14 protein-coding genes are annotated in these 14,202 nt (G+C 44.5%); 6 read left to right on the forward strand and 8 right to left on the reverse strand.

The features are described 5' to 3' along the window. The first annotated feature begins 194 nt into the window (after nucleotides 1–194). Nucleotides 195–1,964, forward strand: coding sequence for an outer membrane beta-barrel family protein (locus KUA46_RS07965; protein ID WP_217745686.1), 1,770 nt, complete (start codon nucleotides 195–197; stop codon nucleotides 1,962–1,964). A gap of 102 nt (nucleotides 1,965–2,066) precedes the next feature. After that, on the forward strand, nucleotides 2,067–2,819 hold the full coding sequence (locus tag KUA46_RS07970; protein ID WP_217745687.1) for a NigD-like protein: 753 nt from the start codon (nucleotides 2,067–2,069) through the stop codon (nucleotides 2,817–2,819). Between the two features lie 163 nt (nucleotides 2,820–2,982). Here KUA46_RS07970 and KUA46_RS07975 read toward each other — a convergent pair whose 3' ends face one another. The 4 genes from KUA46_RS07975 to KUA46_RS07990 all read right to left on the reverse strand — a co-directional run bounded on the left by KUA46_RS07975 (nucleotide 2,983) and on the right by KUA46_RS07990 (nucleotide 5,393). After that, nucleotides 2,983–3,081, reverse strand: a complete 99-nt coding sequence (locus KUA46_RS07975) for a smalltalk protein (protein WP_153084353.1) — start codon at nucleotides 3,079–3,081, stop codon at nucleotides 2,983–2,985. A gap of 73 nt (nucleotides 3,082–3,154) precedes the next feature. Continuing rightward, nucleotides 3,155–3,709: an HU family DNA-binding protein gene (locus KUA46_RS07980; RefSeq protein ID WP_217745688.1), complete on the reverse strand. Its 555-nt coding sequence runs from the start codon at nucleotides 3,707–3,709 to the stop codon at nucleotides 3,155–3,157. A gap of 218 nt (nucleotides 3,710–3,927) precedes the next feature. Next, nucleotides 3,928–5,148 carry a hypothetical protein gene (locus KUA46_RS07985; protein ID WP_434725800.1) on the reverse strand — a complete coding sequence of 407 codons (1,221 nt, stop codon included), beginning with the start codon at nucleotides 5,146–5,148 and terminating at the stop codon, nucleotides 3,928–3,930. Beyond that, a complete protein-coding gene (locus KUA46_RS07990) occupies nucleotides 5,148–5,393 on the reverse strand; it encodes a hypothetical protein (protein WP_218487983.1) in 246 nt (81 codons plus the stop codon). Before KUA46_RS07990 ends, KUA46_RS07985 begins: the two co-directional genes overlap by 1 nt. A 923-nt stretch (nucleotides 5,394–6,316) precedes the next feature. Here KUA46_RS07990 and KUA46_RS07995 point away from each other — a divergent pair. Together KUA46_RS07995 and KUA46_RS08000 are read left to right on the forward strand one after the other, a co-directional pair. Continuing rightward, nucleotides 6,317–7,624: an ATP-binding protein gene (locus KUA46_RS07995; protein ID WP_153081229.1), complete on the forward strand. Its 1,308-nt coding sequence runs from the start codon at nucleotides 6,317–6,319 to the stop codon at nucleotides 7,622–7,624. Nucleotides 7,625–7,690: 66 nt separating this feature from the next. After that, entirely contained in the window at nucleotides 7,691–8,155 is a 465-nt protein-coding gene (locus KUA46_RS08000) for a DUF1016 N-terminal domain-containing protein (protein WP_218487725.1), read from the forward strand. A gap of 281 nt (nucleotides 8,156–8,436) precedes the next feature. Here the strand turns inward: KUA46_RS08000 and KUA46_RS08005 are convergent, their stop codons facing one another. From KUA46_RS08005 to KUA46_RS08015, 3 genes are read right to left on the reverse strand one after another with little or no spacing between them, the layout of a single operon-like run. After that, entirely contained in the window at nucleotides 8,437–8,946 is a 510-nt protein-coding gene (locus KUA46_RS08005; RefSeq protein ID WP_218487726.1) for a very short patch repair endonuclease, read from the reverse strand. Between the two features lie 24 nt (nucleotides 8,947–8,970). Next, nucleotides 8,971–9,333 carry a helix-turn-helix domain-containing protein gene (locus tag KUA46_RS08010; RefSeq protein WP_022120483.1) on the reverse strand — a complete coding sequence of 121 codons (363 nt, stop codon included), beginning with the start codon at nucleotides 9,331–9,333 and terminating at the stop codon, nucleotides 8,971–8,973. An 11-nt stretch (nucleotides 9,334–9,344) separates the two neighbouring features. Beyond that, complete coding sequence (locus KUA46_RS08015) at nucleotides 9,345–9,644, reverse strand: type II toxin-antitoxin system HigB family toxin (protein WP_217745842.1); 300 nt, start codon at nucleotides 9,642–9,644, stop codon at nucleotides 9,345–9,347. A gap of 558 nt (nucleotides 9,645–10,202) precedes the next feature. Between KUA46_RS08015 and KUA46_RS08020 the strand changes: the two genes are divergently transcribed. Next, complete coding sequence (locus KUA46_RS08020) at nucleotides 10,203–12,056, forward strand: AAA family ATPase (protein ID WP_218487727.1); 1,854 nt, start codon at nucleotides 10,203–10,205, stop codon at nucleotides 12,054–12,056. A 6-nt stretch (nucleotides 12,057–12,062) separates the two neighbouring features. Beyond that, nucleotides 12,063–13,802 (forward strand): LlaJI family restriction endonuclease, encoded by a 1,740-nt coding sequence (locus KUA46_RS08025; RefSeq protein WP_218487728.1) that lies wholly within the window; start codon nucleotides 12,063–12,065, stop codon nucleotides 13,800–13,802. A 4-nt stretch (nucleotides 13,803–13,806) separates the two neighbouring features. Here KUA46_RS08025 and KUA46_RS08030 read toward each other — a convergent pair whose 3' ends face one another. Beyond that, nucleotides 13,807–14,199 (reverse strand): (deoxy)nucleoside triphosphate pyrophosphohydrolase, encoded by a 393-nt coding sequence (locus tag KUA46_RS08030; protein WP_118255918.1) that lies wholly within the window; start codon nucleotides 14,197–14,199, stop codon nucleotides 13,807–13,809. Between the last annotated feature and the right edge of the window lie 3 nt (nucleotides 14,200–14,202).

The following is a 14,202-nucleotide window of genomic DNA, read 5'->3' on the forward strand; positions in this document are numbered from 1 at the left end:
TTAAATGCCACGCAAGTTTTATGCTCTCTTTTTTCGTCCCGTTCTCCACTTTTTTACGCAATGATACCTTTTTTACGCATTGAACGATAAAAAAATCTCCATTTTTTCGTTATTCCCCAATTTTTGCCTTATCTTTGCAAATAGATTTGGCACAAAGAAATCCTTTTTACCAATAAAATAAATTAGGAAAAAAAATGAAGATAAACAACAGTACGAAGAAAAGCCTGCTCATCATCGCACTCGCGATGGCCAGCACTACTTACCAGACACAGGCCGCCCCAATAGAACATATCGGCGACAGATACATCATGCATATTCCAGAAATGGAACTCACAGGCGAAGAATCACTCCTCGATGTGCTCATGATGTGCCCGGAAGTCATCTCGCTCGACGGCAACAACATCATCGGCGGAGATCCATTCGCCAACCTCTACGGCAAGTTCGTCATCCGTATCGACAACCAGGAATACGGACTCGATTACGCCACCTTCCTCCACCATTTCAAGGCTCGGGAGATTGAAACCATCAAGGTGTGCCAGAACGCCGAAGTGATGAAGGGATGCAGCAGTCTGAAGAAAGTCATCGACATCACACTGCGCAAGAAGGAGAACGGAACCACCGGCAGATGGGGGCTCTTCGGTGATACCTACGGCGGCGCAAAAGGCATCGTCAGCGTCATCAGCCAGCAGGATAAACTCCGTGTGCTCAGTCATGTAGAAGGCAACTTCCAGCGCACCTCCAGCAGCGATAAGGATGCCTACCAGGGCATCTCAGGAGCCACCGTGAACCACTACTCCCACGAGGGTGCCAAACTCAATCTGCTCTGGACGCCTACCGCGAAGGATGTGCTCGAAATAGATGCGATGCAGACCTATACCCGCAACCATTTCACCCACACCCCGGCCGATTACGTGCGCGCCTATCATCTGCAGGCCGACTATACCCGCACGCTCGCCGACAACGGCTCCAGCATCCTCTTTACCCTCGGTGCCGAGCATATCAGCGACAACGGCCGTACGCAGGAAGAAACCCAGACCGCACCTTATCAGAACCACTCTACCTACCCCTTCATGGTGGTAGAATACGCCACTCCGGTCGTCACCTCCAATCTCTGGATTACGGCAGGTTTCGAGGGCGGTCTCTCCATCGAGAAGAACTGCATCGCCGGTTACACCAACCATTCCAACTACCAGGATTTCTACGCCCAGCTGGATTACAACATCGGCAAGTGGGGATTCATGGCAGGCGACCGCTTCCGCATCATCAACTTCCGTCCTAAGCAGATTGCGCCGGAAGAGCACTGGAAGCATACCACGCGCAACCATATCTACTCGGCGAGCGCCTATTACAGCTTCACGCCGGGTCATACCCTGCAGGCCACCTACTGCCGCCGCATCTTCAATCCCGAGTTTGGCGATTTCGTAACCGCGGGCGATATGGAGGGCGCCTGGCAGCCGGTTTATACCGCCGATATCGTCAACAGCATGGCGAATGTGGTAGAGCTCAAGCATACCTACAGCCGTCCTGCCTTCGTGCTCAGCACCTCGGTGAAGAACATCCACCAGCACCTGTTCAGTGCCACTCACGACAATACGCTCGGCATCGGCTCCACCGCCTTCTGGCACAAGGGCATCCTTCGCCTCACAGCCGGAGTCAACTACTTCTGGCAGCGCAGCGAAACCCCTTCAGAGGAGGCTCAGCAGCGCAATGCGGAGTATAATCATTTTGCCGTATTCAAGTTGGCACCGCAGCTCACAATGGCCGACGGCTGGCGCTTTACGGGCAATCTCATCTGGTGTACCCGCCGCCGCAGCGATGCCTACACCCCGGCTAATCTCTATGCCGAGGTAGGGGTATACAAGAATCTGGGCAAGCACTGGACGCTCGAAGGCCGCTTCCACGATATGGCGAGCCAGCACTTCGGCAACCGCGCTGCCACCATCGGCTGCACGTATTATTTTTAATTGAGCTTTTAACAATCTTTTTCTAAATCAGAAGCAAGATTTCTGTTCCTTTCTTATTTTATTATCAGAAAGTGAAACAATAAAAAGAAAGGAACATTATATATGAGAAAAATTGATTTCAAGAAGATCGGGCTGGCAGCGATGATGCTCCTGTCGGCCCTCACATTCCAGTCGTGCGATAACGATAACGATACCGACTGGGACCGCGTTTTCCCTAACGCACTGGTAACCGTGAAAAAGAGTGGCGATGCCTGCTATCTGCAGCTCGACGACAACACCACGCTGCTCGCCAAGAACCTGAAACCTACCATCTTTGACGGTAAGGAGGTTCGCGCCCTGGTCAACTACACGCAGACCTCGGAGAAGAGCGAGAAGTATAACCAGGTGATTCACGTCAACTGGATAGACAGCATCCTGACCAAGAAGCCAGTTCCTTCGCTCGGTTCTGATACCGAGAACCGCGAGAAGTATGGCGACGACATGGTCGACATCGTGCGCGACTGGGTAACGGTAGCCGAAGATGGCTATCTCACCCTCCGTTTCCGTGCTCTCTGGGGCGGTCAGAAGGTGCATTACATCAACCTCGTTACGGGTGTGAATCCAGATAATCCTTACGAGGTAGAGCTGCGCCACAATGTTAATGGCGACCCTCAGAACTACTGGCGAGATGCCCTCGTAGCGTTCAATCTGAACGGAGTCGTGCCTGATACCGAAGGCAAGACGGTGAAGCTTACCATCCGCTGGCGTTCCAGCCAGGGCTACAAGGAGGTAGATTTCGACTACTGTTCGCGCAAGCCTATCAGCAGCCCGAAGATGCTCGAAGGATACAGCCAGGAAGGAAGAGATATCCGATAAACGAAGAAAAGCAGATAAAAGCAAAAGCCCCGATGCGTGATGCATCGGGGCTTTTTTGGGTTTTCTTTATGGTAAAGGCTTTTTGGGGGGACCAGCGATGGAATCGCTGGGGACGGGAGCACAAAGGGGCTAAGGTTCTTTTTACCTTTTTACTTTTTTACCTTTAAATTCCGCTGCAGCTTGTTACACCGAGGGTGGTAGCGATAGCTGTAAGGAAGGAGATTGCAATCTGCAAAATTGTTTTCCAGGTACTTGCTTTCATAATCTTTAATGTTTAATGTTGAGTGTTGAATGTTGAATGTTGACTTGGTGGGGGTTGGCCTCAGGCGAGGGCTTTATTCAAGCCCGTCGCCGCCTTCCTGAGAGCCGCCTGGCTGTGTACCGCCGCCGGTAGTTCCGGAGCCGCCCTGGCTGGTGTCGCCACCTTGTTCAGTGCCGCCTGAGGTACCACCAGAGGTGCCACCCTCGTCGGTGCCGGTATAGCCGCCGTACTCCTGAATCTTGCACTTCTTGCGCAGCTCAGAGTTGCTCCAGCTTTTTGTGTTTCTCACAATCAGGTGTACACCCTCTACGCTGGCAGCCGTTACCTTCTCCTTGGTATCCTCCGCCTTCGAAGTCATACCGATGGAGAACAGACCGAGGTCAGAGAGACGCACACTCTTGCCGTCGAGAATCAACTCCTGCAGATGGTCGAGTGCATCCATCAGCACACCGTGGATAGTACCTCGGGAGTAAGGCGAACCGTGGTCAGAGATGTGGGATACGAATCCCTCGAAATCCACCTCGCGGTCGGTTACCGCAGTGGCATACCACTTTTTCTTACCAGCGTTCTCGCCGCTCTGTGGTGTACGCTGCAACTTACGATACTTCAATGTTCCTTTCTGTTCCATGATCTTAAATTATTAAAGGGTTAATATTAATGTTGAATGTTGAGTGTTGAATGCTTCTTTTTAATGTTGAATGTTGAGTGTTGAATGTTAACTTGGTGGGGTGCGCAAGTTTTTGCCCACACGCCCTGAAAGGGCAGAAGCTCCTAGCCCAGGGCATCGCCCTGGGTAATTACGGACGCACCCCTGTCGCCCTGTAAGGTAGGGTGTTCAAAATCCGTTTAAAATCCGACGCATTTATTCCCTAAGGTATTGATGCGTTTCACGGTCAAATTAGGAGAGAGGTTTGTACTAGTCCATTCTTTGATGTGACGATGTCTTCCTTTCTCCAAACGTTCTTTAAATTCGAAACCAACTCGCCTATTTTTGTCAGCCAAGGCTATGCGCAGAGGTATTATAAGAATCATTGGGGTAACACCAGTAAGTTTGTCGTTAGACATTCTAGCCTTAGTCACTCCAAATGTTGATTCTATTGGGTCAGAACTTGCATTGTGTACATCTCCTTCATTTAAGAGAGAGAGCTCACGTTCTAAATATCCCAAGATATAAGAGCCAACTTTTCGCTGTCGCTCATGCTTCAACATCAAGCTTTCTGTCACGAGTTTTTTGCAACGGGCAATAGAGACTTGAGACCACCCGTTGTTTTTTATGTCTTTTTCAATCTTCGTTATACAGTCCATCGTTTCGGCCAATTCATCAACCAGAGAAGCATTCTGCGGAATAAAGGCATATATGCTCTTTATATCCTCTTGCAATGTATGATATACATACTGCATCCTGCTTATCCAGTCAATCCATTTTGACATGTTCATAAAACGTGCAATACTTCGTTGCGATGGAGGTTGTATATAAGCAACATCTTGCATGTTATATTTAAGACGTGCCATCTGAACATTACTTGAAAGCTCCTGAAAATCAAGATCATTCTTGTAAACTCTTTCAAGAAACATGCCAAGAGTATGACTAATATCATGGTGATGTTTATAGCCAGCATCTCTAATGGCCTTACATATACTGGAGCCGTTGTCGCTGATAACATATTCTGGCTCATGCCCAATTTTAGCTGCGACTTTCTCCAATACTTCCTGAATAGTTTTTCCATTCCAACTCTTAGCGATAGATATGTCTACAATGGATATGTCTTTTTCAGTAATAGCCATTCCTATATTATCTGCCGCAACAGCAAGTGTAAGCAGCATCTTCTCACTGCCAATCATCATGCTTTCATCGACAATCAAGGCATAACGCTTACCCTTGAAAAGGGTACACGATTCCTTATAGACACTAAGCCCTAACTCTTGTGCCCAATAGCCAATTGTCGTATAAGCTGGTACTTTACCGAAAATATTGTCCATAAACTCATTCAGGATATTGAATATTTCAACAATCTGACGTGAACCTATAGACAGACGAGCATAAAAAGCCGTACTCAAAGCAACCATTAAGGATGAATAATGATGTCGTCTAATAGACTCATCATTTGTTCGTAAGTCTCCTTGTCCAATCCTACGTTCGGCTTTTCTTTTTTTTTAAGTTCAGAACGATACTTATTGGACTTATTCTGAGAGGTAGACAATCTTCTCTCAAGATTACGTTTGTCCCTTTTTAGAGACTTATTTTCCTTCTTTAGTTTTTCGGCATACTTTTGAAGCTCTTTTGGCTCCATATCTTTGACTGATTTTTTCATATCTTATGTATTTGTTTTTATTTGCAAAGATACTAAAAATCAGCGAGTTATACAAATTTTTAAAGAACTATTTTGTATATTAAAGTGTTAAATATCAGTAACTTAAATACACCTATATAACACCATTTTTTTATACCAGATTTTGATTCGGATTTTGAACAGCCTACCTGTAAGGGCAAAAGCTTTAAAACTTGTGATTGCCTTTCTTCGAACGACGATGCAAAGGTACGGCAATTTTCTGATACTACCAAATTTCACCCTGCAGAGTTATGTTAAACGGATTTAACACTTCGGGCGTATCCGGTTAATCTTGCCAACTCATAATTTATCGTGCGAGAAAACTATGTGATGTAAAAAGTTTCTCTATGCTTTCTCATCCCGAAAACAGCAGGAAGCAAGAAATCCATCATCAACCACCGACCCCATTTCCACCTCCAAAGCGTGACAGTTGTGACAGTTGTGACAGTTTTCAGCGCCTACCCCCACCTCCCTCTCTTTAGAGGTAACTTATAATATATATAAATATATATATAATAAGTTAAATATAATAATAACAATTTGAAAGCAGCCCGAGTTCATATACCCCTCCCCTGAAAACTGTCACAACTGTCACAACTGTAACGCTCCCTCAATCCTTCTCCTCTCCTTCTCCCTCCATCCTGTTTTGTAAAGAAAAGAGGAATCACCCTACCCCCCTGGAGGTTATTAGGGAGATACGCTCATGCCCATAGGGGGTGCTGCTGAGTAGTTACTTCATTTTTCATCCTTTAAAATCAGTTAAAAAATGGGTGCTCCCCATAAAATGTGCAAAAACATGATAGGATTCCCTCATAAAATGTGTATATTTGCAGCGTTATTCCCTCATAAAATGTGGGATAATAGGTGATTATTCCCTCATAAAATGTGATTTTAAGATACGGATTATGGAAAGATTAGCTATCAATGAACTTCTGAAATGGAAGAATAAACAATATCGTAAACCTCTTATTATAGAGGGCGCCAGACAGGTGGGAAAGACTTGGCTGGTGAAGGAGTTTGCCCGCCAGAATTACAAGCAGCTGGCATATGTGAACTTTGAAGAGATGAAGATCCTGCAGAATCTATTTGAACAGGATTTCAGTATTCCTAGAATTCTTACAGCTATTGGGGCTGCAACGAATGTAACCTGCACAGAGGGCGAAACGCTGATATTCCTGGATGAGATTCAGGCTGCCCCTCATGCTGTTACTTCTCTCAAATATTTTGCAGAGAATGCGCCGGGCTATCATGTCATAGCTGCAGGTTCTCTTCTGGGTATCGAACTGCATCAGGGGGAATCTTTTCCTGTGGGTAAGGTGGATTTTCTCTCTCTGTATCCAATGAACTTTATCGAGTTCGTGATGGCTATGGGGGAGAAGAATCTGGCGCAGCTGCTTCAGACGAAGGATTGGAATATGATAACGATGTTTGCTCCCAAGTTTCAGGAACTCTTGAAGTATTATTACTACGTGGGAGGCATGCCTGAAGCCGTATTGAGCTTTAGCCAGAATCGTGACTGGAAAGAGGTGAGAACCATACAGAAGGACATTCTGAACAGTTATCAGAGAGATATGTCGAAGCATGCTCCATCGGAGATTATTCCCCGTATTACTGATTTGTGGAAATCCTTGCCCGCCCAGTTGAGCAAGGAAAACAGGAAGTTTATCTATGGAGTGGTGCGCGAGGGGGCAAGAGCCCGGGAGTATGAGTTGGCCTTGCAGTGGCTGCTGGATGCCGGACTGATATATAAGGTATATAATGTGAAGGCTCCCCGACTGCCGCTTGCCAGTTATGAAGACCGGGCGGCCTTCAAGATCTTTGTCCTGGATGTCGGGCTTCTAGGTGCGATGTCTAATCTCAAGGCTGCGACAATAGTGGCTGGCAACAGTATTTTTACAGAGTTTAAAGGGGCATTGACGGAACAGTATGTTTTGCAGCAGCTAATTCTCAGGTATGAACCGTATTATTATGCCAAGACCAACAGTACTCAGGAGATTGATTTTCTGCTCCAGGATGAGGAGGATGAGATTGTTCCGCTGGAGGTGAAAGCCGAGACGAATGTCAAGGCAAAGAGCCTGCGCCAGTTTGTTGCAGACAACCAGTCAAAGAAGGCCTATCGCATCTCCATGAATGATTATCTGCAGGAAGATTGGGTTACTAACGTACCGCTCTATGCGGTAAATGGTCTCGAATTTTATTCGATACAAAATTAATCTTTCTCACGAAAACACAAAAGAAATCCCCCAAAAACTTGCAGAAAAGAGAAAAATTTCTTATTTTTGCAGCAGATAAAAAGAAAAAAAGATGGCAAAGGAAAATATAAGCTGGGACGAGACATTGAAGCTAAGCAATACACCAACAATTATGGTTCTGGCTTTTACAAGAATCTCAGTCAAGACTTGAAGAATGAAATGCCGGGGGTGAAGGGATTCTCGCCAACCAACTTGAAGTACATGAGCTATTTTTATAAGCTCTATGCTCCATTGGCTGCAAATCGTCAGCAAGCTGCTGACGATTTTGAAGAGGACTTGTATAAAACAGATATTCAGCGAGTTGGAGATAAAAAACAAAATCGTCTACACGGTGTAGACGATTTCAAAATTCTATTCTTTATTCCATGGTTTCATCATCAACGTATCATCGACAAATGTAAGGATGATGTGAACAAAGAGAACTTATCCATAGCAGAAATGAGCGGCAAGAAACTCGACTGGTTCCGCAAGGTCTGCGCAGCAGTACTGTAATCACTTTTTCCGATTGTTGACAAATCGTCCGCAACTTGCGGACGAATTCACAGATAGCACAATAGTCATTGATATTCAACAAGTTGCAGTCAACAAGCAAAATCGTCAACAGCCTGTTGACGATTTCAAATTATTGGTTCCTAACTCTAGTTCCGCATGTGGTTCAGGTACGGGCTGAAGGCCCAGAAGCTCCTAGCCCAGGGCATCACCCTGGGTATAAGCGCAATCAGCCTTGCGCCCTGAAAGGGCAAAAGCCTTAAAAATTTTCGTGAAATCCCTGCCTATTCCTCTCGTCTTTCCGCCTCCGGCTCCGCCACCATTTCCGGCACTTCTTCCGGCAATTCATATCTCCTGATATGATGATCTTCCAGATAGATATGGTTCAGCGTAAAGGCGAGCGACTCCAGCGTTTTCTCCCTTACCTCCGGCTTCAGTTCACATTCCCATATCACGATGGTATGCCATCCCATTTCAGCCAGCCAGTGCAGCACCTCATGGTCCCTCTCCCGGTTCCTCCTGATCTTCTCCATCCAGAACCCGGTGTTCGATTTCGGCACCACATAATATTTGCACCCCTCGTGTCCGTGCCAGAAGCATCCGTTCACCAGAATACAGGTGCGGTATTTCCTCAGCACGATGTCCGGCTTGCCCGGCAACCGCGGATGATTGAGCCGATACCTGAATCCCCTACTCCACAGAAATTTCCTGACAAGAATCTCCGGTTTGGTATCCCTGCCCCTTATTGCCGCCATATTGTTGTGGCGCTGTTCTATGGTCAAACGGTCCGACATCTTTAATTTATCATCAACATCTGTTTAACATTGCAACATCGCAGCAGGCGTTATGTTCAGAACCTTGCATAGCAATCTAGCTATTTTTAGAGTAGGCTCAGAGCGCCCTGTTACATAATCGTTAATACGTGAAGGACTTACTCCAATTTCTGAAGCCAGTTGTTTTTGAGTCATTTTCTTTTCATTTAAAGAAAGTTCGATAAGTTCAGAAACAGAAGGCTTTCCGATAGGAAAATGTTTCTTTTCGTATGACTCAACAATGTCCGACATTAATGTCAGTTCTATGGCATTCTTATCATTGGCAGGCGTATCGTCCGTTACCAATGGCAGGAGATCTTCTATTCTGTTGAGTGCAAACTCATATTGTTCTTTCGTAATTCTATCCATAATTGTTTTTATTAAATGGTGGAACAATCTATTTTGTCATATTCACTATGTGTTCCGACAAATCTTACGAAGAGTCGGCCTATTGTAAATTTAATAACCACAACTAACCTATATTTATTTCCTCGAATGTTAAATACGTAATGTTGATTACCTACGTAGTCAGCATCAGGAAAGTCAGTTCTTATATCAGAAAAGTTGCGCCATTCTGCTTCTTCCGCAATCTGGTACCATCTTTCCAGAGCTACTTTTGAGTCTTCTCGCCCAGGGGTCTCGTAAAACTCTTTTATTTTCCTATGCGAAATAATTCTCATAATTCCATGATTTAAATTTTCATTGCAAAGATATATAGAAATATTGAAATACAATAGTTTCTTCCATAAATATTTTGTTTTTTAGGATTATTTATATAATTAAGCTTGTTTTTCTACTATTTAGCTTCCACCTTCCCCCCTTACGGGCTGAAGGCCCAGAAGCTCCTAGCCCAGGGTAACACCCTGGGTATAAGCGTAATCCACCTTGCGCCCTGAACCAACGGTCACCGGCGCGTAGCGGAAAGGTAAAGGGCAAAAGCCTTTTTAAAAAGGATATTAAGAATGAAAACAAGAGAAGGCGAGAAAACAGCACCACGATGGCAGCGATGTAGATATCTATGTAGAAATGCCCCCTAAGTTTTTCCTGATAGTCCGTCTGAAGGCATACCTTGAAGCCCTTCTATGTAAGGGCGAAAGTTTTGAGAAAAAGCCTAAAAATTTGCAGAAAAATATACCTAATCTTACTTTATATCATACATTTATCAAAATAATCGAATTAATACTTGGTCATTTCACCGAAAAGTTGTACTTTTGCCTAAATTTCAATAAAGAAACAACATGGAAGATTACGATAAACTTATGGTTGGCGACCAATCTACTGACGGGCGCATTATAATTGCTGATAAAGACAGACTTTGCTATCTGGTAAAATCAGGGAGCAAAGGCAGCTTTAGTATTCGTACCATATCCAAGCAATTGCTGGGAGAATTTATAGACTACTATAAAAAGAACCCCAACAAAAAGGCTGAGGATGCCAGAGTAGAACTCAAAGAACTGTCTGACATTGATAAATATGAATATGGCTACAACGCTACGTTGACAGCGATGGCTAAGATGGTTCTTGACCCAAAGAACGAACTCGTCAGAAAAGGGAATCCAGCAGAATCTTCTCGTGCAGAAAACCATTTGCTTAAGACTACAGACCTTCAGCAGATTTACTATGGTGCTCCTGGCACAGGCAAATCAAAGACCATCAAGGATTTGACTTTCGGAGAGAGCGTGATTCGTACTACATTTCATCCAGACTCAGATTACGCCTCTTTTGTAGGTACTTATAAACCTATTACAGAAGAAGTTGATCTCCGAGATTGCTATGGCAAAAAGGTCATCGACGACGATACAAAGGAAGTCGTAAAGGAAGAAAGAATTGCCTACAAGTTCATTCCTCAGGCTTTTCTCGAAGCCTATGTTGAAGCGTGGAAGAAACTAGGCTCCAGCAAGAAGCAATATCTTATTATCGAGGAAATAAACCGAGGCAATTGTGCCCAAATCTTTGGTGATCTGTTCCAATTGCTCGACCGCAACGAATATGGTTTTTCTGATTATCCTATCGTTGCAGATAAGGATATGCAGAAGTATCTCGAAAAGGAATTTGAAGGATGGGAGATTACGAATAAAGACGAAATCAACCAGCTCTATGGCGAAGCCAATATGGTAAGCCTCATCATGAAGGGAGAGCGCCTTGTTCTACCTTCAAACCTCTATATTTGGGCTACAATGAACACCAGCGACCAGAGCCTCTTCCCTATCGACTCTGCCTTCAAGCGCCGCTGGGATTGGAAGTATGTCCCTATTCGCGAAGGTCGTGACAAAGAAACCAACGCTCCTCTCAACTGGTACATCAACACGGGAGATAAGCAGTACGACTGGTGGTCATTTATCAGCAAGGTTAATGAGCTGATTGGTTCACTTACCAATTCTGAAGACAAGAAACTCGGCTATTTCTTCTGCAAGGCAAAGGATGGCGAAATCGATGCCGACTTGTTCGTTAGTAAGGTTATCTTCTATCTCTGGAATGATGTGTTCAAGGACTATGGTTTCGATGATAAGGACTTTCAGGATGAAGAAGGCAAGATTCTGTCTTTCGACCGATTCTACGAGGATAAGAACGGCAAAACTAACGTTGATATAGCTATCGTTGAGCAGTTCTTGGAGAATTTGGGAGTAGAGGAATACATTTCAGAAGAAGAGGATTCTGATGATTCATACGATTCATACGAAAAAGAATCTGATTTCGAACTTAACAATAACAACAATAGCAATTCAACTTCATACGATTACACAAAATATCGAGTTAACGGAAGCAGCGAACTCCTAGGAAAAGGGAAAATGGCTCTTGCCGTAATGGAATATCTGGTTAATGATAAGAAAGAAACATATTCTGAAATATTATCAGATATATCAAGGATTATCAATTCAAAGACAGATCGAATTGTTATTAAAGTTGAGGACTATCCTCAATGGAAAGAGAAATATAAAAATGACAAAGGTAAACGTTGGTATGACGATTATCCTTTAACAACAATAGATAACGTCAAATTTTATTTTACAACACAATGGGGCAAAGGAAACATCCAAGCTATTCTTCATTTAGCGAGAACAAAAGGATGTACTGTTGAATCCGTAAAATAATATAACATGAGAATCCTCATAGAAGAACATCAGTATCAGGCTGAACAGATTAGGGATGTTCTGCACGGCATCGACGCCATGCAGGACATTGACGGCAACGTCAGCATCAACTACGTTGGGTATTACTACAATACCCAGCTCAACGATTGCGTCTTTATTTTGCCGAAAGTACTGCTCGAAGACACCCCAGAGGGCGAAAAGGTATTCGGCAAATACGCCCCGGAAACCATCGTCAACCTGAACCAGAACAACCCACTCTCTCAACAGGAGAAAGACTTCATCTATGAGTTCTCTGTCTGGATTTACCGCACCATCGAGGTTTACAACAATACCACCCGAAACGGCATTGTCTATCACCAGAAAATAGCGTGCCTCGGTAAAAGTAACAGGCAAATCAACAACACATTCCTCGATATTCTGCTGGCTCTCATCGACTTCAACAAGCATAACCAGGATTTCATCTTCTTCATCCTGAAGAACATCCATTCCGGTTACAACCGCATTCATTGGTCAAAGACCATAGCCACCACGAGTGCCATCATCAGCAAAAACAGCCCTGTTTATCCCCATCCTGTCAACAGGAAAAAGCAGATCAATTTTGATGAAGAACTCCTGATTATCTTCTATTCCATCCTGAATTATATCAGCGAAAGATACGGCTTTGCCAATCATATCAACTGCAATTTCCAGCTGATAACAGGCTATCGTTTCAAGACCTATCTGGATGGATTAGGAAAGACCAGGCTGCTCCAGATTAAGTATAAATACTTCTCAGACAAGGCTTTACACCTCTGGCAACTATGCTACGATTTCTTTGATAATGCCAAGCGCATGAACATCCAGCAGGAACGCAAGGAGTATCTTCTGGTTAAGAGTTTCAATATCGTTTTCGAGGCTATTATTGATGAACTTCTAGGCGAGAAGAACATTCCAGCCGGACTGAAAGAACAGGCTGACGGCAAGCGCATAGACCATCTGTACAGCTACCAGAACCTGATTACAACAAGAAATCAGGAGCCAGTTTATTACATCGGCGACAGCAAGTATTACAAGTTAGGTCATTCCATCGGCAAAGAATCTGTGTATAAGCAGTTTACGTACGCCAGAAACATCATCCAGTGGAACCTGAACCTCTTTATGAACGACGATAAGGACGATGAAGAACTGCAATACGACAAGCGTAATTTTGGCAACGTACCTAAGCTTCGCGATGACCTGACGGAAGGCTACAACATCATTCCGAACTTCTTCATCAGCGCAAAGATGGCAGAGAATCTCTCTTTCTCAGACCAGATTTCGTCAACCGACAGGGAAAAGAAGTGCTTCAACACCCAGCATTTCAACGACCGCCTGTTCGACCGCGACACCCTTCTCGTCTTCCACTACGATGTCAACTTCCTCTATGTAGTATCTCTGTATGCCCGTCATAACGAGCACCAGAAATTCGCCTGGAAAAACCGGGTTCGCAAGATGTTCCGTGATGAAATCCAGAAGATGCTGGACGAAAGATACGACTTCTATCGCCTCACGCCGAAAGAAGATACACAAGTAGAAGAATTCGTCAGCCGGAATTTCAGAAAGCTTATCGGCAAGATATTCTCGCCAACGAAATCCAATGATTATCTGATACTTGCGTTCGAGAAAGAAGACTCCAACGAGGAGCAGAAAGAAGCTATCATAAACGATGTTAAGGAAAAATTCTATATAGAGGGATTTGCCTTATCAACTAACGGCAAGATTGACTAGCGTATTATAAGATACCTTCCACAACATCAATATCTGCTGCAGCCCAGTTGAGCCCTTTCAGCTCATCTTTGCTGCACCACTTGCTATCAGCGTGCTCACGCCTCTTAAACCCATTAGCATCGCCTTTTGGCGTACACAGAAAGGCAGTCATGGTTATTGAGAAATCAGGATACTCGTGATTCACAGTTACCAACTCCTCTCCTACTTCTACAGGATACTCCATCTCCTCCATCAGCTCACGAGCCAGCGCCTGTTGAGGAGTTTCACCAGGCTCAATCTTGCCACCAGGAAACTCCCATTTATAGCTGGTATATTCAAACTTTGTCTTGCCTTTCTGCATGCAGAGATACTTGCCATCATGGCAAACCACGGCTGCAACCACATTATAATGTTTCATTGT

It is taken from the genome of Segatella copri (assembly GCF_019249765.2).
GTDB classification, from domain to species: domain Bacteria; phylum Bacteroidota; class Bacteroidia; order Bacteroidales; family Bacteroidaceae; genus Prevotella; species Prevotella copri_K.

Coding starts and splice junctions, on each gene's coding strand:
- KUA46_RS08030 (WP_118255918.1), bottom strand. CDS start 14,199: ATGAAACATTATAATGTGGTTGCAGCCGTGGTTTGCCATGATGGCAAG.
- KUA46_RS08015 (WP_217745842.1), bottom strand. CDS start 9,644: ATGAGAATTATTTCGCATAGGAAAATAAAAGAGTTTTACGAGACCCCT.
- KUA46_RS07985 (WP_434725800.1), bottom strand. CDS start 5,148: ATGGTTGCTTTGAGTACGGCTTTTTATGCTCGTCTGTCTATAGGTTCA.
- KUA46_RS07990 (WP_218487983.1), bottom strand. CDS start 5,393: ATGAAAAAATCAGTCAAAGATATGGAGCCAAAAGAGCTTCAAAAGTAT.
- KUA46_RS07965 (WP_217745686.1), top strand. CDS start 195: ATGAAGATAAACAACAGTACGAAGAAAAGCCTGCTCATCATCGCACTC.
- KUA46_RS07995 (WP_153081229.1), top strand. CDS start 6,317: ATGGAAAGATTAGCTATCAATGAACTTCTGAAATGGAAGAATAAACAA.
- KUA46_RS07975 (WP_153084353.1), bottom strand. CDS start 3,081: ATGAAAGCAAGTACCTGGAAAACAATTTTGCAGATTGCAATCTCCTTC.
- KUA46_RS08010 (WP_022120483.1), bottom strand. CDS start 9,333: ATGGATAGAATTACGAAAGAACAATATGAGTTTGCACTCAACAGAATA.
- KUA46_RS08020 (WP_218487727.1), top strand. CDS start 10,203: ATGGAAGATTACGATAAACTTATGGTTGGCGACCAATCTACTGACGGG.
- KUA46_RS08005 (WP_218487726.1), bottom strand. CDS start 8,946: ATGTCGGACCGTTTGACCATAGAACAGCGCCACAACAATATGGCGGCA.
- KUA46_RS08025 (WP_218487728.1), top strand. CDS start 12,063: ATGAGAATCCTCATAGAAGAACATCAGTATCAGGCTGAACAGATTAGG.
- KUA46_RS07980 (WP_217745688.1), bottom strand. CDS start 3,709: ATGGAACAGAAAGGAACATTGAAGTATCGTAAGTTGCAGCGTACACCA.
- KUA46_RS07970 (WP_217745687.1), top strand. CDS start 2,067: ATGAGAAAAATTGATTTCAAGAAGATCGGGCTGGCAGCGATGATGCTC.